The sequence below is a fragment of the Alcanivorax profundi genome (assembly GCF_003597125.1).
Taxonomy (GTDB): domain Bacteria; phylum Pseudomonadota; class Gammaproteobacteria; order Pseudomonadales; family Alcanivoracaceae; genus Alcanivorax; species Alcanivorax profundi.
On record NZ_QYYA01000006.1, the window covers coordinates 114,946 to 134,209 of the forward strand.

Annotated in this window: 16 protein-coding genes and 1 tRNA gene; 5 read left to right on the plus strand and 12 right to left on the minus strand. The window is 57.0% G+C overall.

Annotated elements, in window-relative coordinates; translation table 11 throughout:
• Positions 1-331: 331 nt before the first annotated feature.
• From alr to rpsF, 6 genes are all read right to left on the minus strand, one after another.
• Positions 332-1,393 (minus strand): alanine racemase, encoded by a 1,062-nt coding sequence (gene alr / locus D4A39_RS15640; RefSeq protein WP_022983789.1) that lies wholly within the window; start codon positions 1,391-1,393, stop codon positions 332-334.
• A gap of 82 nt (positions 1,394-1,475) precedes the next feature.
• Complete coding sequence (gene dnaB / locus D4A39_RS15645) at positions 1,476-2,870, minus strand: replicative DNA helicase (protein WP_022983790.1); 1,395 nt, start codon at positions 2,868-2,870, stop codon at positions 1,476-1,478.
• 253 nt (positions 2,871-3,123) lie between these two features.
• Positions 3,124-3,576 (minus strand): 50S ribosomal protein L9, encoded by a 453-nt coding sequence (gene rplI / locus D4A39_RS15650; protein WP_022983791.1) that lies wholly within the window; start codon positions 3,574-3,576, stop codon positions 3,124-3,126.
• An 18-nt stretch (positions 3,577-3,594) separates the two neighbouring features.
• Complete coding sequence (gene rpsR / locus D4A39_RS15655; protein ID WP_022983792.1) at positions 3,595-3,825, minus strand: 30S ribosomal protein S18; 231 nt, start codon at positions 3,823-3,825, stop codon at positions 3,595-3,597.
• Between the two features lie 14 nt (positions 3,826-3,839).
• The gene (gene priB, locus D4A39_RS15660) at positions 3,840-4,154 is read right to left on the minus strand and encodes a primosomal replication protein N (protein WP_022983793.1); all 315 of its coding nucleotides are present in this window, start codon (positions 4,152-4,154) and stop codon (positions 3,840-3,842) included.
• 2 nt (positions 4,155-4,156) lie between these two features.
• On the minus strand, positions 4,157-4,498 hold the full coding sequence (gene rpsF, locus D4A39_RS15665; protein ID WP_022983794.1) for a 30S ribosomal protein S6: 342 nt from the start codon (positions 4,496-4,498) through the stop codon (positions 4,157-4,159).
• A 285-nt stretch (positions 4,499-4,783) separates the two neighbouring features.
• Between rpsF and D4A39_RS15670 the strand changes: the two genes are divergently transcribed.
• Positions 4,784-5,485: a hypothetical protein gene (locus D4A39_RS15670; RefSeq protein ID WP_022983795.1), complete on the plus strand. Its 702-nt coding sequence runs from the start codon at positions 4,784-4,786 to the stop codon at positions 5,483-5,485.
• A 2-nt stretch (positions 5,486-5,487) separates the two neighbouring features.
• Positions 5,488-6,078 carry a hypothetical protein gene (locus D4A39_RS15675; protein ID WP_022983796.1) on the plus strand — a complete coding sequence of 197 codons (591 nt, stop codon included), beginning with the start codon at positions 5,488-5,490 and terminating at the stop codon, positions 6,076-6,078.
• Positions 6,079-6,237: 159 nt separating this feature from the next.
• Here the strand turns inward: D4A39_RS15675 and rlmB are convergent, their stop codons facing one another.
• Both rlmB and rnr read right to left on the minus strand, forming a co-directional pair.
• Positions 6,238-7,008, minus strand: a complete 771-nt coding sequence (gene rlmB, locus D4A39_RS15680; RefSeq protein ID WP_022983797.1) for a 23S rRNA (guanosine(2251)-2'-O)-methyltransferase RlmB — start codon at positions 7,006-7,008, stop codon at positions 6,238-6,240.
• A gap of 133 nt (positions 7,009-7,141) precedes the next feature.
• A complete protein-coding gene (rnr, locus tag D4A39_RS15685; RefSeq protein ID WP_022983798.1) occupies positions 7,142-9,574 on the minus strand; it encodes a ribonuclease R in 2,433 nt (810 codons plus the stop codon).
• Between the two features lie 126 nt (positions 9,575-9,700).
• On the opposite strand from rnr, the gene D4A39_RS15690 reads away from it, so the two are divergent.
• Positions 9,701-9,787: transfer RNA gene (locus tag D4A39_RS15690), tRNA-Leu, on the plus strand.
• A 182-nt stretch (positions 9,788-9,969) separates the two neighbouring features.
• The gene (locus tag D4A39_RS15695; RefSeq protein ID WP_022983799.1) at positions 9,970-11,325 is read left to right on the plus strand and encodes a tyrosine-type recombinase/integrase; all 1,356 of its coding nucleotides are present in this window, start codon (positions 9,970-9,972) and stop codon (positions 11,323-11,325) included.
• Between the two features lie 258 nt (positions 11,326-11,583).
• On the opposite strand, the gene D4A39_RS15700 is transcribed toward D4A39_RS15695, so the two are convergent.
• Genes D4A39_RS15700 through D4A39_RS15710 form a run of 3 tightly spaced genes read right to left on the minus strand, consistent with a single transcriptional unit; the run spans position 11,584 to position 17,006 of the window.
• Positions 11,584-12,765: a lipid-transfer protein gene (locus D4A39_RS15700; RefSeq protein ID WP_031225738.1), complete on the minus strand. Its 1,182-nt coding sequence runs from the start codon at positions 12,763-12,765 to the stop codon at positions 11,584-11,586.
• Between the two features lie 23 nt (positions 12,766-12,788).
• A complete protein-coding gene (locus tag D4A39_RS15705) occupies positions 12,789-15,776 on the minus strand; it encodes a peroxisomal multifunctional enzyme type 2 (RefSeq protein ID WP_022983801.1) in 2,988 nt (995 codons plus the stop codon).
• Positions 15,777-15,830: 54 nt separating this feature from the next.
• Positions 15,831-17,006 (minus strand): acyl-CoA dehydrogenase family protein, encoded by a 1,176-nt coding sequence (locus D4A39_RS15710; RefSeq protein WP_022983802.1) that lies wholly within the window; start codon positions 17,004-17,006, stop codon positions 15,831-15,833.
• Between the two features lie 161 nt (positions 17,007-17,167).
• Here D4A39_RS15710 and D4A39_RS15715 point away from each other — a divergent pair, with 161 nt between their 5' ends.
• Entirely contained in the window at positions 17,168-17,833 is a 666-nt protein-coding gene (locus tag D4A39_RS15715) for a TetR/AcrR family transcriptional regulator (protein WP_022983803.1), read from the plus strand.
• A 186-nt stretch (positions 17,834-18,019) separates the two neighbouring features.
• Here D4A39_RS15715 and D4A39_RS15720 read toward each other — a convergent pair whose 3' ends face one another.
• The gene (locus D4A39_RS15720; protein WP_022983804.1) at positions 18,020-19,252 is read right to left on the minus strand and encodes an NAD(P)/FAD-dependent oxidoreductase; all 1,233 of its coding nucleotides are present in this window, start codon (positions 19,250-19,252) and stop codon (positions 18,020-18,022) included.
• Between the last annotated feature and the right edge of the window lie 12 nt (positions 19,253-19,264).

Consider the following 19,264-nt stretch of genomic DNA (forward strand, 5'->3'; position numbering starts at 1 on the left):
GGAACCCAGTTGAAAGTTCAAAGTGTAAAGTTGAAGCGCAGGCCAGGACCTTGCCGCACTGGCAAGCCATGCCCACGATTCATGATTAGGGTTGAGCAATGCGTTCAAAGTAAAAAAACCGCCGCCTTTTGTGTACAAGGTCACGGCGCGGCTCAGACGCTCATCATTTGGCATCAAAACACCGCTCGCGCTTTTCAACTTTAAACTTTGAACTTTCAACTCAACCCGTGTCAAAACAGCGGGCCCACCTCTCCGGGAGAGGTGTCTACAAGGCCACGGCAGTCGTACCTCTTGAGGTGCGAACAAACCGTTTCGCGTTGCGGCCTTCGGATTAAACGACAATACGTGCCGGACGTGCGGTGATCTGACAGAACAATTCATAGCTGATGGTGCCACAGGCCTTCGCCACCGCATCCACCGCTACCGCATCGCCCCACAGTTCCACTTCATCGCCCACCTGTGCATCAATCCCGTTCAGGTCGATGGTCAGCATATCCATGGAGACACGACCGACCAGTATCGTGGGCTGCCCGTTGACCGCCACCGGGGTGCCACTGGGAGCATGACGGGGATAGCCATCCCCGTAGCCGACCGCCACCACGCCGACACGCCCCGCACGGGCCGCGGTCCAGGTTGCCCCGTAACCCACGGACTCGCCGGGCTGAATCTCGTTGATCGCAATCAGGCGGGCACTGAAGCGGTGACTGACCTGCAAGTCCAGCTCGCTGGCACTTTGCCAGTCAAACGGCGAGGATCCGTACAACATGATTCCGGGGCGAACCCGTTGCCCACGGGCATGGGGGTAGCGAATCAGCGCCGCGGAATTGGCCGTGGACAGTGGCAATTGCAGACGCTGTGCCACCTCTGCGGCCAACAGAAGCTGCTTTTCAGAAACGCTATCCGTGGCGTCATCAGCACAGGCGAAGTGGCTCATGATACCCAGCGGCTTCATGCCCGCTGCCGCCAACTGCTCTGCCGCCTGCAGCGCCCATTCCGGGCGCAGGCCCAACCGGTTCATCCCCGTATTGAGCTTCAACCAGATGCGGGTAGGTGCCGGCTTTGCCAGCAGCAACTGAACCTGCCAGAGCGAGTGGACCACCACCTCCAGCGAACGCCGCCGCGCGTGTTCCAGTTCATCCGCATCAAAGAAGCCTTCCGCCACCAAGATCGGCCCGGCGATGCCGCTATCCCGCAACGCCACGGCCTCTTCCATCACGGCAACGCCAAAGCCCTCTACCGCCGGCGCCATGGCCTGCGCTGCCGTAAGCAGCCCGTGCCCATAACCATTGGCCTTGACCATGGCAAAGAGCTCAGCGTCACCGGCAAGTCTCCGGGCACGGCCGGCGTTGTGCGCCAATGCGGCTGTGCGAATCTCCACCCGGGTGCCCCGCATTACACACGGCTCCCGTGCAAACCCGTATCAAGGCTTGCCCTACACTGACCCGCTAACTTGCCGTTTGAATCGTGCAACGCAATCACTCATCCATTGCAGACAGCTGGGCGTAATACTCTGGCGCCAGATCATCAAAGCGCGAGTACTGCCCCAAAAATGCCAGGCGCACGGTACCGATAGGACCATTCCGCTGCTTGCCGATGATCACTTCTGCCACGCCCTTCTCGTTGGTTTCCTTGTTGTACACCTCATCGCGATAGAGAAAGGTGATCAAATCCGCGTCCTGCTCGATGGCCCCGGATTCACGAAGATCCGACATCACCGGGCGCTTGTTGGGGCGCTGTTCAAGGGAACGGTTCAACTGGGACAGGGCCAGCACCGGGCAGTTCAGTTCTTTGGCCAGCCCTTTCAGCGAGCGGGAAATCTCCGAAATTTCGTTGACCCGGTTATCCACCCCCGGCACCTGCATCAGCTGCAGGTAATCGACCATGATTGCTCCCAGCTCGCCGCCACACTCGCGAGCCACCCGACGTGCGCGGGCCCGCATTTCCAGGGGGCTCAGCGCCGGGGTGTCATCGATAAAGAACTTTTGCTCACTGAGCATGTGGATCGCCGAGGTTACCCGTGGCCAGTCGTCTTTTTCCAGCTGCCCGGAGCGCACGGCGGTCTGGTTGATTCGCCCCAGCGAGGCCAGCATCCGCATGACAATGGATTCTGCGGGCATTTCCATGGAGAACACCAGCACCGGCTTGCCGGCCTTGATCGCCACGTTTTCACACAGATTCATGGCAAAGGTGGTTTTACCCATGGAAGGACGGCCGGCGATAACCACCATATCCGCGGGCTGCAAACCACCGGTCATCTTGTCCAGCTCGTCAAAGCCCGTGGTCACACCGGTGATCGCGCTCTTGTTCTTGTACAGCTCATCAATACGATCCACGGTCTTCTTCAGAACCGACTTGATGTCCTGGGGGCCAGAGCCTTTTTTCTGCTGCTCGGCAATCTCGAAAATGGCGGACTCGGCCTTGTCGAGAATTTCCAGCGACTTGCGACCTTCCGTATTGAAAGCACTTTCCGCCACATCATGAGACACATTGATCAGCTGACGAAGGATGCTGCGCTCGCGCACAATTTCCGCGTAGGCGGTGATGTTCGCAGCACTGGGAGTATTGCGCGCCAGCTCGGACAGGTAGGTCATGCCGCCAATGTCGTCCAGCTGCCCCAACTGGGTCAGCGCCTGGGATACCGTCACCAGGTCACAAGGGTTTTCTTCCTCTACCAGTTGCGCGATGACCTCGAAGATCTGGCGATGGGCCTTGCGATAGAAGTCCCGTGCTCCGACTCGTTCAGCCACATCATCCCAGGCGCTGTTATTGAGCAACAGGCCTCCCAGGATCGCCTGTTCGGCCTCTACCGAATTCGGTGGCACCTTCAGGCTTTCAGGCAGATGTTTATCCAGCGATACGGGTTCGTTCATGGGGAATACCAGCACTCAGGGGACTGTGAGTTGAAAGTTGAAGTTTAAAGTTGAAACCCGATCAAGGCACGCAGCAAACGTGAAAGCTGGAGGATCGCGACATACGGCACCCAGCCCTCGCGACCAACTCAGGGCGGAGCTGCTCTTTTGGACTTTCAACTTTCAACGGCTCTTAAACGAAAAAGGGCATTGCCCTCGCGGACAATGCCCTGATTCTGTCACCGTACCCAGTAATGGGCAAACCGGTTATCCGTTACTCAGCAGGCACCACAGCCAGCTTGATGGTAACGGTAACGTCGGCATGCAGCACCAGGTCGATTTCGAACTCACCGGTGTTGCGCAGTGCACCGTGAGGCAGCTTCACTTCCGCCTTTTCCACTTCCACACCAGTAGAAGCGGTGATCGCTTCAGCGATATCACGGGTACCGACAGAGCCGAACAGCTTGCCTTCATCACCAGCCTTGGCGGCAATGCTGACGGCAGCTTCATTCAGCTTCTCGCCACGCTCCTGAGCGGCAGCCAGCTGCTCGGCAGCATGCTTTTCCAGCTCGGCGCGACGGGTTTCCACTTCAGCCAGGTTAGCTTTAGTGGCAGGCAGAGCCTTGCCCTGAGGGATCAGGAAGTTACGGCCGTAGCCGGAACGTACGTCAACCACAGCACCCAGGTCGCCCAGGTTCTTGATAGTTTCCAGCAGGATCACTTGCATGATAGTAGTCCCCTCGGCTTAGCTGTCGTGGCTGTCAGTGTACGGCAGCAGCGCCAGGTAGCGGGCCTGCTTGATGGCAGAGGCCAGCTGACGCTGATAGCGTGCCTTGGTGCCGGTGATACGGCTGGGCACGATTTTGCCAGTTTCGGTGATGTAGGCTTTCAGGGTGTCGAGATCTTTGTAATCGATGTACTCAACACCTTCCGCGGTAAAGCGGCAGAACTTGCGGCGGCGATAAAAACGGGCCATTGGATATCTCCTGTTTAATCCTGATTGAGAGGTTCCAGCGTCTGGGCAATCAGCTGCAGTCGGTCCCGGGCGTCTCCCTTGTAACCAGCGCGGCTAAGGCATCCGGTTACCTTGATTCGCTGACCCTCTTTCAGGCCCTGGGCCTGTCGGGTCATCCCGCCCGCCAGAATCACGGCGATACGGGCCTGGACTTCGCGGGGGTGGCCGTCTTCCAGCTGTCGGGAGCGATGCTCCAGCCACAGCCGTTGGCGGGGTACCCCTGCCGGTGTCAGTGCCACCTTTTCAAGGCTGGCGACGATACCGGTGAGTTCGCAGCAATTGATTTCCAAAATTAGCTGGCAGCCCCCTCCTTCTCATCGTTCTTCGCCAGCGGCGACGGCTCGGTAATAGCGTTGTCGCGACGAATCACGAGGTGACGGATTACGGCATCGTTAAAGCGGAAAGTGTTTTCCAGCTCGGCCAGGGTTTCGCCGTCACATTCGATGTTCAACATCACATAGTGGGCTTTGTGGATCTTGTTGATGGAGTAGGCCAGCTGACGGCGACCCCAATCTTCAACACGGTGGATAGTGCCTTTGCCATCGGTCACGATCGCGCTGTAACGCTCGATCATGGCGGGCACCTGCTCGCTCTGGTCCGGGTGAACCAGGAACACAACTTCGTAATGACGCATGTTAGCTCCTTACGGTTGAGACACCTCACGGTGTCAGATCAGCTTCCCCCGGGCCTGTCGGCACCGCGGTGAAGCAAGGAGGCCTGCCCCCGGAAACCACCGGAATGCAGGAAGCGCGCGATTCTATCCCATTCGCCCCGGATAACTCAAGCCGTGTGGATTGCCAACGGTGCACAGTCCACGTATCCTCAATGAAAACAAAAACGCTACAAACGCTTACAAAAAGCGTCGTTTACCCTAAGCCTCTGATCTACAGAGGAAAACAACAACAATCGGGATACGACCATGCACTACAGAGCCCTGGCCTTTGGTCTGTGCAGCCTTAGCTTGCTGAATCCTGTTCACGCACAGGACGCCCTGCCCCCCTGCGGCAGCCCCGTGGCCGTGCCGGAAAAACCGATTCTGGAGGATTATCCGGACTATACGGACTTCCTGCTCCAGATCATGAAATACAAGCAGGCCAGCCGGGATCGGGCCAGCCACCGCAAGGTCTGCCCCACGGACTACGTGGCGCAGCACTCCGCCAGCACAGACCCCACCGTCATCGAGGGGCCCGAAACGCTCGACAGTGCGTTGGAACGAACCCCGCGCATACCGGAAATTGACTACCAGGCACATCGCACCTGGCACGACCGCTCCACATCAAGAAGCTTTGTCTTGTCTCCCTTGACTGCCCCCATCCTGTCTTCTGAGCGCCTTCGCACACTGCTGGGCAACGCCGGCACCGACGAACCTCTGATTTTGCCCATGACCGTCGTCGGTATGCAGCTCGAGGGCCTGAACGATGGCGGCAATGCACAGCTGATCGAAGAACAAACCGCTTACCAGCAGCTGCCTTATGAGGAACGGCAAGCCGAACAGGCCTCCTACCAGCCCGTGAAGCGGGCTCAACTGGACGACCTTTACACTGACGGCAATCTGACCATCTACCTGAACAGCTCGGATGACATTTACTTTATTGAGGCGACAGCTGAGGGAGATTTTTAGTCATGCAAGGGGTCCGTCAGTGCTGCCTGGCAGTCCTGATCTTTTTGGCTATCGCCCCCCCGGCAGCGCTAGCGGCTCCCGGGCTGAGCGAGGCCCAGCAAGAGGCGCTGGATAATGCATCCGGTCCGCGCCCGGACATCCATTCGTATCAGCGCCAAGACCAATTTGTAACTGATCTCCTTGCCTGGCAAGCACGACGAGAGCAACTGAAAAAACGCCTGGAGAAAGGTGAAAGCCTCTCCGGTTCCGCTGCTGAGAACGAGCATGACTGGCATCACGTAACAGGCCCGGAAGACCTCGACACCGCCATCAGTAACGCCAAAGGCTATCAGCAACCCAGGTACCGAGAGCTCCGTCGCTTTGATCGCACTACCCACATCAGCTTCCCGCTGGACCCGCTTGAACAGGAGCAGCTCGCGGACAAGGCCCTGTCGGCGGAAAATTTGCCTCAACCCACACTGGAGGAGGATATCCCCGAATCCATTCTTCAGGACAATGCTCGCTTGCAGCGGGAGATGGCCGCGAGCAAAAGCGGGCAACCTCTTCCAACCATGACGCGACAGCAGTTTGTGGGGCACTCGGAACTACGGTGAGGCAGTGAACAGTTAACAGTGAATAGTGAACAGCGTCGCGATCTTGGGGTTTTGACTGTTTAAACGTATGAGGCCGCGCCCAATGGTTGGGCGCGGCCTCATACGTTTAAAACCGCACAGCCGCTGCTCGCGCAACTGTTCACTATTCACTGTTAACTGTTAACTGCCCCCGCCCTTCTTCTGCGCACAAACAGCAAACAACACCACCCCTGTCGCCACGGAAACATTCAGGCTTTGCACCTCGCCCGCCATGGGAATTTCCAGTAGCTGGTCACACTTGTCTTTAGTCAGCCGTTTCAAGCCAGCCCCCTCTGCGCCCATGACCACCGCCAGGGCATCCGGGGCCTGGAAATCGAACAGGGAGGTGCTTCGTGATTCCAGCGCTGTGCCGACGACCTGGACCCCGCGCTCCTTGAGCTGGTCCAGCAAGGTCGCCAGGTTACCCACCTCATAATAAGCCAGACTCTCAGCGGCCCCCACGGCGGTACGGCACGCCACCGGCGTTAGACCCGCTGCACCACGACGGGGAACAATCACCGCCTGCACCCCCGCAGCATCAGCACTGCGCAGGCAGGCGCCGAGGTTATGGGGGTCGGTGACATTTTCCAGCACCAGCAAAAACGGATTGGCCGGTTTGCCGTCCAGCCACTTCAGCAGCGCATTTTCATCTGCGGGACGACGCGGACGGGCACGCGCCACAATCCCCTGATGCTGGGGACCGGCATGCTTCTCCAGCACCTCACGGCGGGCCCGCTGGACCGCAATCCCGACATCCCTGGCGGCCCGAATCATGGCCTCCAGCCGCGGCTCCTCGCGCTCGGCGCGGGAGTCCTGGACAAACAATTCCAGCACCGCCTCGGGGCGATGGCGCAACAGCGCCTCCACTGCGTGGAAGCCGGAATACATCAGGGGTTTCTGGGCTTTACTCATTGGGACGCCTGCACGCTACACGCACCACGCTACACGCGGTGGGAAAAGAGAAATGTGGGAGCTTGCCTGCAAGCGATTCGCGCCAGCGACGCGTGGCAAATCGCTTGCAGGCAAGCTCCTGCAGAATGAAGACCTAGCTCTTCTTGCTGCGCCGGGCCGCCTTTTTACCACGGGGCGGGCCCTTGCGCTTGGCCTTCGGCTTGGGGATATCGCCCTTGGCAAGCTTTTCCCGCTCGGAGAGCCCCTTCTTGCCGCTGCTCTGGCCGGCGGCGCCCTTACCGGACGCCTTGCTGCCGCCCTTGGGGCGCCCCTTGCGGGACGGCGTCGACGACTCCAGCTGCAGGTCGATCTTGCGGTCTTCGGTATGCACTGCCGCGACCCGCACGGTGACAGAGTCGCCCAGACTGAAGCGACGCCCGCTGCTTTCGCCATTCAGGCTCATGTTCACTTCGTCAAAGTGGTAGTAATCGCTGTCCAGGTTGGCCACATGCACCAGCCCGTCAATATGCAGCTCGTTAAGCTGAACAAACAGGCCAAAGCTGGCCACGCCGCTGATTACCCCCTCGAAGACTTCACCGATGCGCGACTCCATAAACTGGCACTTGAGCCAGGAAATCACGTCACGGGTGGCTTCATCCGCACGGCGTTCGGTCATGGAGCATTGTTCGCCGATCACCACCATGTCTTCCTGACTATAGGGCAGGATTTTCTGACGCGGAATCTCCGGCAGGCTACCTGGATTGTCCACATGGGCGGGCAGCCCCTCGGAGCGAATCAGATAACGGATTGCCCGGTGCACCAGCAGATCCGGGTAGCGCCGGATCGGCGAGGTAAAGTGGGTATAGGCCTTGTAGGCCAACCCGAAGTGGCCCTTGTTCTCTGCTTCGTATTTGGCCTGGGTCATGGAGCGCAGCATCATGGTCTGGATCACGTTGCGATCCGGGCGCTCCAGAATCTGTTCGCGCAGCTGCTGGAACACCGCCGGTTTCGGCGCCCCTTCGGACCAGGCAATGCTCAGCCCCAGCCCCCCGAGGAACTGCTGCAACTTGCTCAGGCGCTCTTCCTTGGGCGGCTCATGGTTACGGTACAGGGCCGGCACTCTGGCTTTTTCCAACAGCTTGGCGGCACAGATATTGGCGGCCAACATGGCCTCCTCAATCATGATATGTGCCACATTGCGCACCACCGGCACCATGCCTTCAATCTTGTGGTTTTCGTCGTAGATGATGCGGGTTTCTTCACTGTCGAAGTCGATGGCTCCCCGCTCTTCGCGACGGCGGCGCAGGGCCAGGAACATCTCGTGATAGGCCCATAGCATGTCCAGGGACTCATCGTCCAGACTGGCCACTGTTTCCTGAGCCAACTCGGACTCCGGGTCCTCGATCATCGCGCCCACCTTGGTGTAGGTGAGACGGTGACGCGAACGCATTACGCCCTCACGGAACACAAAACCGGACAGCCGGCCATTGGCCGAGATGGTCATGTCGCAATACAGACAGAGTCGGTCCACATGGGGATTCAGGGAGCACAGCCCGTTGGACAGCGCCTCCGGCAACATCGGAATCACCCGATTGGGGAAGTACACCGAGTTACCGCGCTTGGCCGCTTCGTTATCCAGCGCCGAGCCCGGATACACGTAATGGCTCACATCGGCGATGGCCACAATCAGGCGCCAACCGCCACGGGGACGACGCTCCACATACACCGCGTCATCGAAGTCGCGGGCATCCTCGCCATCAATGGTCACCAGCGGCAGGTCACGCAGATCCACCCGGTTGGCCTTGGCCTTGTGGGGGACGCTATCGCCAAACGCATTGGCTTGCTCTTCTACCCCGTCCGGCCATACATGGGGAATCTCGAAACGGCGCAGGGCCACTTCGATTTCCATGCCCGCCTGGTCCGGGGTCGCAATGATTTCTTCCAGCCGAACCAGTACATGGTGATCACGACTGGGGTACTGGGTAATGGTGGCACGGACATGGTCACCCGGGTTGGGCTTGATGCCGTTCTTGTCCTCGACCAGCACTTCCTTGGTGATGCGGCGGTTTTCCGGCTCCACAAAGCTGATGCCGGCTTCCCGGTAATAGCGGCCGACCACTTCGGTGGTGGCGCGCTCGGTAATTTCGACGATGCGGGCTTCTTTCTTGCCGAAACGATTGACCCCGGCATCACTGACCAGCACCCGATCGCCGTCCATGACCTTTTCCATCTGGCGGGGGCCGAGGAACAGGTCACTCTGGGATTTGTCATCGGGAATCAGGAAGCCAAAGCCATCCTTGTGGCCCTGGATCTTGCCTGCAATCAGGTCCATGCGGGACACCACACCAACCTTGCCGTTGCGGTTCTGTACCAGTTGAGCATCGCGCAGCATGGCGCGAATACGGCGGTCGAGACCGACCTCACCGTCCTCGCCCACCTCCAGCAGCGCAGCGATGTCTTCGAAGGCCAGGGGCTTACCCTGGTCATTGAGTACGTCCAGGATCAGCTCACGGCTGGGCACCGGGTTTTCGTACTTTTCCGCCTCTCTTTCGGCGTGGGGGTCGCGGTAACGCTTTTTTGGGGGCATTGAGGATTTTTTCGAAAAGGGATTTGACATTCGTCCATCATATACTAGAATGCACGCGCTTTCGCGATGAACCGAACATGAAACGGTAAAAACTTTACCGGACTCATATACGGCTCAGCACGAAACGCCGAGGTGGTGAAATTGGTAGACACGCTAGCTTCAGGTGCTAGTGGGGGCAACCCCGTGGAGGTTCAAGTCCTCTCCTCGGCACCAAACATGACTCTTACGGAGTCCGACAAAGCCCTGTAACCGTCTGGTTCAGGGCTTTTTTCGTTTATACTCGCTCTAATCCCATCCGATGGAATCCAACCAGATACCAGCATTTCTGTTGGTACTTATGTTGGCACTGCCCTGCTGGCCTCTTTCAGATACCAACAACGCCCAAGGAACAGGAAATGAGCAAGAATGCGATGGAAAAGCTGTCGGCCCTTGAGATCAAAAAGGCCAAACCGAAAGACAAAACCTACAAGCTTGCTGACGGTGGCGGGCTCTACTTACAGATCTCTCCTGATGGAGGAATGTACTGGCGCTATCAGTACCGCTTCCTAGGTAAGCAGAAATCCTTGGCACTTGGGGTGTATCCCGAAATCTCCCTCAAGGCCGCCCGAAAAGCTCACAAAGACGCGCGGCTCAAACTTGCCGACAACATTGACCCTAGCGAAGCTCGCCGCCAGGAGAAACTGGCTCGCACCGAAGCCCAGGCCAACAGTTTCGAGGCTGTTGCCCAGGAATGGCTGGTGCGCCAGCAGGTAGCCCCCGAAACAGACAAGAAAAATCGCTGGCTCATGGAAACCTTCGCCTTTCCTTATATAGGACACAGGCCTATTGCCGACATATCCCCCCGAGAACTGCTGGATGTCCTCCGCCGAGTCGAGTCAACCGGCAAGCTGGAAACAGCTCAACGCCTGAAGACAAAGTGCGGCCAGGTCTTCCGCCATGCAATCATTGAGGGAAAAGCCGAAATCGATCCCACGGCAAGCTTGCGAGGAGCGCTCAAGTCACCCAAGGTAAAACACCGCGCCGCCATCACCGACCCTTCCCGGTTGGGAAAGCTGCTACGGGACATGCAAGCGTCCACAGCAGGCCCAGTGGTGAAAACCGCCCTGCTTCTGACCCCCATCTTATTCCAGCGCCCAGGCGAAATCCGGCAAATGGAATGGTCCGAGATCAACTGGGAAGAGCAGCGCTGGGAGATCCCTGCCGACAAGATGAAAATGCGCCATCCCCACATAGTACCACTACCGCAGCAAGCCATGGCGTTACTACAGGATATCCACCTGTTTACCGGACGCGGCAAATACGTTTTTCCGTCGCAACGAGGGGCAAGCCGCTGTCTATCCGAGAATGGCGTCCGAGTGGCCCTTCGGGATATGGGCTACGGCAACGATGACGTAACCCCCCATGGCTTCCGAGCAACAGCCCGGACAATCTTGGACGAAGTACTGGGCTATAGGATTGAGTGGATCGAGCACCAACTGGCTCATGCCGTCAAAGACCCCAATGGTACCGCCTATAATAGAACCAGCTTCCTGAGTCAGCGCACCAAAATGATGCAGGAGTGGGCCAACTACCTAGACGCCCTTCGAGATGGGAAACAATTTGAACGGGCGGGAACAACCCCAGAAACTCAATACAGCCTTAGCTGCGAATCGACTGAAAAAGAGAATGGCAATCTAAAGAAGGATGGCAAGAAAAGCTTTACAGCTTTATTTAGCAATTATGCATCCCAGGAAAAACCCACATCTGATTAGTCGCCACTCCGATCTTTACCAAACACTCGTAGCTCGAAATCACCGGGTGCAAGTAACAACACAGACTTTCAGCCGAAAAATCGCAAAAAAATGGAACCCTAACCCTTCGTGGGCGGCAGCATAACGCAGGCCTGCAAAGCAAGTCATTGAGCATAGTCCCCAGGCATCCAAAAGCGTCCTAGCCCGTCTAAGATACCGCCCTATTTGGTCAACATCCCGATCAGAAGCGCAGCCAGCCCATCCCTTGCATGTAACGGCTCAATCGTTGCGGTACAGGGTCACTACACAGGCCCCCCCCAGACCAAGGTTGTGCTGCAAGGCTACCCGAGCTCCCTCGACCTGTCGCTTTTCTGCTTGGCCACGCAACTGCCACACCAGTTCGGCACATTGCGCCAGACCTGTAGCCCCCAGCGGGTGCCCCTTGGACAGCAAGCCACCGGACGGATTGGTCACGAACTTGCCTCCATAAGTGTTGTCGCCATCCCAGATAAATTTCTCCGCGCCGCCTTCCCGGCACAGACCCAGACCTTCATAGGTGAGCAGCTCATTGGCGGTAAAGCAGTCGTGCAACTCGACCACATTGATGTCTTGCGGGCCGATACCGGCCTGCTCGTACACGCTGTCGGCGGCGGAACGGGTCATGTCGTAACCGACCATCTTGATCATGGATTTTTCATCAAAGCTGCTGGCGAAATCCGTGGTCATCGCCTGGGCGGCGATATACACCGGGTTAGCAATGCCATGCTTCTTGGCGAACTCGTCCGAACACAGAATCGCGGCGCCGGCACCACAGGTGGGCGGGCAGCATTGGAAACGGGTGAGCGGATCAAACACCTCGTCTGACGCCATGATCTCTTCCAGCGACAGCACCTGATTGAACAGTGCGTAAGGATTGTTGGCGGCATGCTGACGCGCCTTCTCGGCAATCTTGCCGAAGGTTTCCCGTTTGGTGCCGTACTTCCAGCGGTATTCACGCCCTGCGCCACCGAACATCTGTGCCGCCGGCGGCGCCTGATTGAAGCCCTGCGTATCCATCATCACCTGCGCATGCTGGCTCATGGGGTTCTCGCGATCATTGAACTTAGCACCAAGCGCGCCGCGCTCCATTTTTTCAAAACCCAGGGCGATGACACATTCAGCCAAACCGCCTTCGATGGCCTGGCGCGCCAGGAACAGGGCCGACGAACCGGTGGAACAATTGTTGTTCACATTGACCACGGGAATGCCGGTCAAGCCCAGTTCATACACGGCACGCTGACCACAGGTGGAATCGCCGTAGACATAACCACAGAACGCCTGCTCAACATCGCTGTACTGGATGCCGGCATCCTTCATTGCGGCGAGGCCAGCCGCTTTTGCCATCACATGGTAATCATCGCTGGCACCGGGCTTGGCAAACTTGGTCATCCCGACACCGATCACATTCACTCTTCGTTTCATTCTCTGTTCTCCGAATTATGGCGTTACAGGATTTGTTCAAGTTTGCGCACCAGCGCCAGGTCACCGTCGACGCGCATGTCGCCCTTCTGGTACAAGGTGCTCAAGGCCACCTTGCCGGCAATCAGGTCGGCAAGCTTGCTGTCGTCCAGCGTGATCACCGCCGCCGCGTCCTTCTCGCCGCTGACGATGCCGGGCGACGAGGCGGATAGATCGATAAACCAGGCACTGTCTGGGCTCCGCACCTTGATCTGCAACACACCACCCTGTCCACCAATGGCCGACAGTTTTTCCGCCAGCTCCGGCAGCACTTTCTCCGCCTGCGGTGCTTTCTGCTTTTTCGGTTGTGCGGTAGCGGTATCCGGCTGGCCGGAGGCCAATCGCTTGTCGCGTGCCTGCTCCACCAGCTTAGGGTCCATGTCCTGCAACACGGTGAGCTTGTTGGAGGCCATCACGTTACCTCCGATCTTCAGATCGCCACCAAAAAACAGTTTCTGTACCGCAGCCAGATCACCGCCAAACAGGGTCGGGGCATGTTTGCTGTCCAACTCCAGCGTCACATCCGCCTTGTCCAGCTGGCCCGCCCCGGCGGTACCCGGTGCGTTTTTCAGATCAATATAGAAATCCTGATCCGGGTTGCTGAACGCAAACTGGAAGCTGGTAGCGGCCTTCTCGATCAGATCCGGGTTGTCAGCGATGAAGTGGCCGATGGCACTGAACACATCCGCCATGGTCGGCTCCTGCGATTCGACCGGTACTGCGACAGCTTGTGAACCACCACCGTCAGCCACGCGCTTGTCACGCGCCTGCTCGGCCAGTTTCGGGTCCATGTCCTGCAACACGGTGAGCTTGTTGGAGGCCATCACGTTGCCGGAAATTTTCAGCTCGCCACCGAAGAACAGTTTCTGCACCGCCGCAAGATCGCCACCAAACACGGTCGCCAGATGCTCGCTGTCCAGCGCCAGAGTCACGTCCGGTTTGTCGATCGTGCCAGGCCCTGCCGCGCCTGGTGCATTTTTCAGATCAATAAAGAACTGCTGATCCGGATTGCTGAACTCGAACTGGAAGCTGGTACCGGTCTGATCAACCAGTTCCGGTTTCTGCTTGATGTAGGTCGCCACCGCCGCGAACACATCGTCAGGCGTCACCGCCTGCTCCACCTGCGGCGCAGACACTTCCTCGGCGGACACCTGTTCCGGCACCGGCGCTTCTGCCGGAATCTCCGAGAACAACTCGATGGCGGCATTCTTCAGCACCACCTCGTTACGCTCTTTCACCCAGGTTTCGAAGATGATGCGGTTATCGGATTCCTTCCACATGCGCGTTTCCAGGGTTTCACCCGGAAATACCGTCTTGGCAAAGCGCACCTTGATGCTCTTGAAATAACGGCCATCGTTATTGCTGAACGCCTTGATGACATGGCGTCCGGCATAACCGAAGGTACACAGCCCATGCAGGATCGGCTTGTCATAACCGAACGCCCTGGCAAACGCCGGGTCGGCGTGCAGCGGATTCCAGTCACCGCACAGGCGATACAGCAGCGTCTGGTTGGCGTCGGTTTTCTCTTCGATCACCGCATCCGGTTCACGTGCGGGCGGCACATTGATCTCGCCGGAATCGCCCCGCTCACCGCCCCAGCCGCCGGCGTCTTTCACGAACGAGGTCATCTCGTTATAGGCCACCTCGTTACCGTTTTCGTCGGTGGAGGTAATAGCAAAGGTAACTACCGCATTCGGATCCTTGTCCAATGCCTTCTTGAATTTGAAGGTGTGCTTCAGCTTGGCGTGCGGCGGCAGCGGCCGTTTGATTTCGGTGTATTGCTCGCCATGCAGCAACCGGTCGAAGCCAAAGTTCATCCCTGGCAGAGCCAGCGCGCCTTCTTTTGCTGCCTTTAGCATCGCGCCGATCTGTGGCATGACGCCATAGGTGGGCAACGCCTGGAAATTGCCACCCAGCTCGTAGACGAACTTCAGTTCATCCTTGTCGAGCGGATCACGTGCGGCGCCCACACTTAGGGCATACAACGACAGGTCATTTTCATCATAGGACGATTCCAGCTCGAGGCTTTCCTTGCTGGCCACATCCAGATCGATGAATTCGTTGCCGCCCAGTGAAGGGTTGTTGATGTTGTCGAGAATCGGCGAGAAGGATTCGTTGACATTGGATGGATGCTCCGCATCGGTAAAGTCGGTGATCTTGCCCCAACGACGCGCTACATCATCAACACTGAAGGCCTTGCCAAGGGGGAAGCTATTGCCCTGGCTACGTTCCCAGCGCAACTTGCTGATGAAGCCGGCACCCACTTCGAAGATACCCTTGGTTTCTTCGCACTTTTCATGGCACAACCAGGCCACCAGCGGACTGACCGCTTCTGGCTTGAGGTTTTCCAGCAAATTCGGCGGCATGATGGTTTCAGTCAGCCGCGAGGCCGCAATCGGCGCAATGGTATTCACATGAATGTTTTTGCTGCGACCTTCCTCCGCCAGACAGTTGGCCAGCCCGGCCAGACCCAACTTGGCAGCACAGTAGTTGGCCTGACCAAAGTTACCGTAGAGGCCGGCTGCCGAGGTCGTCATGATGATGCGGCCATAGCCCTTCTCACGCATGATCGGCCAAGCCGCATGGGTGACGCTCATGGAACCTTCCAGATGGACTTTCAACACCAAGTCCCAGTCCTGCTTCGACATCTTGGCAAAACTGACGTCACGCAGGATGCCGGCATTGTTGACCACGATGTCCACAGTGCCGAAGCTATCCAACGCGGTTTGTACTATCGACTCGCCGTTTTCCACCGAGTCATAGTTGGCAACCGCCTCCCCTCCCATGGCCCGGATCTCATCCACCACCTTGTCTGCGGCAGACGACGACTTGCCATCACCGTGGGCGCTGCCACCCAGGTCGTTAACCACCACCTTGCAGCCACGCGCGGCCAGGGTCAGGGCATGCTGCCGGCCCAGCCCGCCCCCGGCACCGGTGACAATGGCTACACGATCATCAAAACGAAGTTCTGCCATGATACTTTCCTCTTTTCAATACAGGGCACACATGCCGTGCAGGGTCGAGAATCCTCAGATAGAGCGTGAAATAAGTTCTTTCATGATTTCGTTGGTGCCGCCGTAGATGCGGTTGGCACGGGTGTCGATGTAGGCTCGGGCGATCGGATACTCGAGCATGTAGCCATAGCCACCATGCAGTTGCACACAGCGGTCAACCACCTTGCTGAGCAAATCGGATACCCAGTACTTGGCCGCACAGGCAGCCTCGGGCGACAGGGAATTCTTCACCACCAGCTCCATACAGCGATCAACATAAACCCGTGCAATCTGGATTTCAGAACGCATCTCGGCCAATTCAAAGCGGGTGTTCTGGAATGCCGCCACCGGCTTGCCAAACGCCTGGCGCTGTTTCACATATTCCACGGTGGTTGCCAGCGCATGCTCGGCAGCCGACGAACAGATGATGGCGATCATCATCCGCTCCCAGGCCAGCTCCTTCATCAAGGCAATGAAACCCATGCCCTCGGCACCCAGCAGGTTTTCCTTGGGCACCTTGACGTTGTCGAAGAACAACTCGCAGGTGTCCTGCCCGCGCATGCCGACTTTCTTCAGCGGCTTGCCCTTGGAGAAGCCCTCGCGATCCGCCTCAATAATCATCAGGGACACACTTTGTGCACCCAGCTCAGCCGGCCCGGTACGCACCGCCACCACCGCCATGTCACAGAGGTAACCGTTGGTGATAAAGATTTTCGAGCCATTTACCACGTAGTGATCGCCCTCAAGGGTGGCCGTGGTCTTGATACGTTGAAGATCGGAACCGGTACCCGGCTCGGTCATGGCCACGGCAGTGACCGCTTCACCGGTGGCCATTTTGGGCAGCCACTGGCTTTTCTGTTCATGGGAACCAAAGTTGTTGATGTAGTTGGCAACAATGTCCGAGTGCAGGGCAAAGCCGCTGGCCGAATCCCCCACCCTCGCCTGCTCCTCCATCAGTATCATCGAATAGAGACGGTCAACGCCGCAGCCGCCGTACTCTTCAGGCATCGTTGGACACAGCAGCCCCAGCTCCCCCGCCTTATTCCACAGTTCACGATCAATATGTTGCTGCTCCTCCCACTTCTCGTGGTAAGGGGAGATTTCAGTCTCGAAGAAACGCCTTGCTGTGGCGCGGAACGCCTCATGGTCTTCATTGAAGAGAGTACGGGGGATCATCGGCGATACAGCCGCCGGTACATGCACATCACTCATTACAGGCTTCCAACGTTGATTCAGGAACAATGGCAAGACTTTATAACTTACAATACGTACGTTCAACTTGTTTATTGGCGAGCTACGCTACAATCCATTTATCATTTAGAATCAGGCCTCTGCATCCCAGTGACCATGCTCAGTAATAGACAGAGAACGCGATGAATGCTCAACGACGCACCCAGGAACAACGTAGCGACGCCATGCGGGAACGCATCATTCAGGCAGTGCTCACCTGTCTAGAGAAGGATGGATTCGCTGGCACCACCGTCAGTCGCATTATCAACATCGCTGGCGTATCTAGGGGCGCCCCACTACACCATTTCTCTAGTAAAGCAGACATGATCGCTGCGGCAGCTGAGCATTTAATTCGCCAGCACTATATTCAGCTGGGTAAAGCCATCGCCAAACTCCATGGATCTGAAGATCGACTAGAAGCCCTTATCTTTGGTGCATGGAAGAATGTTTTCGATCAGCCGGAATTTATCCCGTTGATGCAACTATTGACAGCCAGCCAACATGACCCTGAGCTTGCATCCATTTTGCAACGTGTCTGGACTTCCAATTACTTCATCGTCGGTAACGCGGCTGACCATTATCTGGAGGCCATTAGTGAAGACACCGATGTGCGCTCGATGATGATGTTGACGCAATGGCTGTTGCGCGGCATGGCGCAGGATTTGCACATCGTTGCCGACAAAACGCTCTTTGACCGCTATCTCAAAGTCTGGTGCAACATGCTCGCCGTTCATCTGCGAGCCCGTGCAGATGTAAACGACCCACCGCCTTACCCGCCCAAGTGGGAACTACCGCTGAGCGATGCTTGACCGCCCCACTTGGGCTTGCGGCATCTCTACACATAGCTACGTTGTCGTTAACACCCAACGAATAAAGCTGTATATCGACCATGTCCACGCCACTTGATTGCTCAGATCGACCTTCGGTACCGGATACGGTTTCCGTTGACACAAGTCGTCATCGAGACTATTGGAGATAGCAATTCTTGCAGTGCTTCAGATTAAAGACTTCAGTTCGATATTCGGATTAGACAATACTTCAGCGCTGACACTCTTGCGCAGTTTAACCAACTGTTTACCCACCATGAATGCAACTGGAAAATTGACTGCATCAACAGCAATAACATGACCAAGACATAGATAGAAAACTGCGAATTCCTTGTCAAGGATACTGCCACGCAGTACACGCTGGTCATGATTTTGGGACAATCCTACCATCTGCAAACGAACATCATACTGGTTCGACCAGAACCAGGGAGGGCTATCGTAGGGCTTTTCTTCACTCATAAGTGTAGCTGCCGCCGTACGAGCTTGCTCAACAGCGTTAGCGACTGATTCAAGACGCTGCCTTTTGTCGAAGAACAGATTATGATGGCGGGTACAATCTCCTATCGCCAGAATGTCTGGGTCATCGGTGCGGGTAAATTCATCGACGACAACGCCATCATCGCAAAGCAGGCCAGCATTTTCAGCCAAGGCCGTTTCTGGTATGACACCAATCGAAACGAGAACGATGTCCGCTGACACCTTACCCCCATCGGCCAAGGTCACACCATTCACGCACCCTTGATCATCTGATTCAAAACCAATTACGGCCGCCCCCAGACGAACATCGACTCCTGCACTCGTGTGTTTGGCGTAGAGAAATTCAGATATCTCTGGCCCAGTAACACGCTGCATTAAGCGCTCGGCAGCTTCCAAGACAGTAACTTTAACACCTTGCTTAGTCGCACTGGCAGCCACTTCAAGTCCGATATACCCGCCCCCCACGATAACCAGGCGTTTGCCGGGTACTAGCTCACGACGCAGGGCATCTGTGTCCTCGATACCATGCAAATAATGAATACCTTTCAAGTCTGAACCCCGCACGTTAAGACGGCGGACATGTGAGCCAGTGGCCAAGACCAGTTGGTCGTACTTTAAAGTGCTTTGATCTGACAAAATGAGGCTTTTGTCGTCTCTGTTAATCTTTTCTACGCGCACGCCGAGCTGTAATTCCTGCCCCGCTTTCTCGTAGATTGAAGGCGGTTTAAGGTATAAAGACGCCTTATCAACCTCCCCCGCGAGATAATTCTTGGACAAGGGCGGTCGCTGATAGGGAGGGTGCAGCTCTTCGCTAACCATAACCACTTTGTGAGGGTATTTTTTTTGCAGCAAGGCGGTCAAAAGTGTTCCTGCTGCGTGTCCACCACCAATAATGACGGTGACCTCTTTATTTTTGTTAATCATAACCTGTCTCTT

What these genes read in the sequence shown, in the direction of transcription:
- alr (WP_022983789.1), bottom strand. Translation starts at nt 1,393, where the DNA reads ATGCGGGGCACCCGGGTGGAGATTCGCACAGCCGCATTGGCGCACAAC.
- dnaB (WP_022983790.1), bottom strand. Translation starts at nt 2,870, where the DNA reads ATGAACGAACCCGTATCGCTGGATAAACATCTGCCTGAAAGCCTGAAG.
- rplI (WP_022983791.1), bottom strand. Translation starts at nt 3,576, where the DNA reads ATGCAAGTGATCCTGCTGGAAACTATCAAGAACCTGGGCGACCTGGGT.
- rpsR (WP_022983792.1), bottom strand. Translation starts at nt 3,825, where the DNA reads ATGGCCCGTTTTTATCGCCGCCGCAAGTTCTGCCGCTTTACCGCGGAA.
- rpsF (WP_022983794.1), bottom strand. Translation starts at nt 4,498, where the DNA reads ATGCGTCATTACGAAGTTGTGTTCCTGGTTCACCCGGACCAGAGCGAG.
- D4A39_RS15670 (WP_022983795.1), top strand. Translation starts at nt 4,784, where the DNA reads ATGCACTACAGAGCCCTGGCCTTTGGTCTGTGCAGCCTTAGCTTGCTG.
- D4A39_RS15675 (WP_022983796.1), top strand. Translation starts at nt 5,488, where the DNA reads ATGCAAGGGGTCCGTCAGTGCTGCCTGGCAGTCCTGATCTTTTTGGCT.
- rlmB (WP_022983797.1), bottom strand. Translation starts at nt 7,008, where the DNA reads ATGAGTAAAGCCCAGAAACCCCTGATGTATTCCGGCTTCCACGCAGTG.
- rnr (WP_022983798.1), bottom strand. Translation starts at nt 9,574, where the DNA reads ATGCCCCCAAAAAAGCGTTACCGCGACCCCCACGCCGAAAGAGAGGCG.
- D4A39_RS15695 (WP_022983799.1), top strand. Translation starts at nt 9,970, where the DNA reads ATGAGCAAGAATGCGATGGAAAAGCTGTCGGCCCTTGAGATCAAAAAG.
- D4A39_RS15700 (WP_031225738.1), bottom strand. Translation starts at nt 12,765, where the DNA reads ATGAAACGAAGAGTGAATGTGATCGGTGTCGGGATGACCAAGTTTGCC.
- D4A39_RS15705 (WP_022983801.1), bottom strand. Translation starts at nt 15,776, where the DNA reads ATGGCAGAACTTCGTTTTGATGATCGTGTAGCCATTGTCACCGGTGCC.
- D4A39_RS15710 (WP_022983802.1), bottom strand. Translation starts at nt 17,006, where the DNA reads ATGAGTGATGTGCATGTACCGGCGGCTGTATCGCCGATGATCCCCCGT.
- D4A39_RS15715 (WP_022983803.1), top strand. Translation starts at nt 17,168, where the DNA reads ATGAATGCTCAACGACGCACCCAGGAACAACGTAGCGACGCCATGCGG.
- D4A39_RS15720 (WP_022983804.1), bottom strand. Translation starts at nt 19,252, where the DNA reads ATGATTAACAAAAATAAAGAGGTCACCGTCATTATTGGTGGTGGACAC.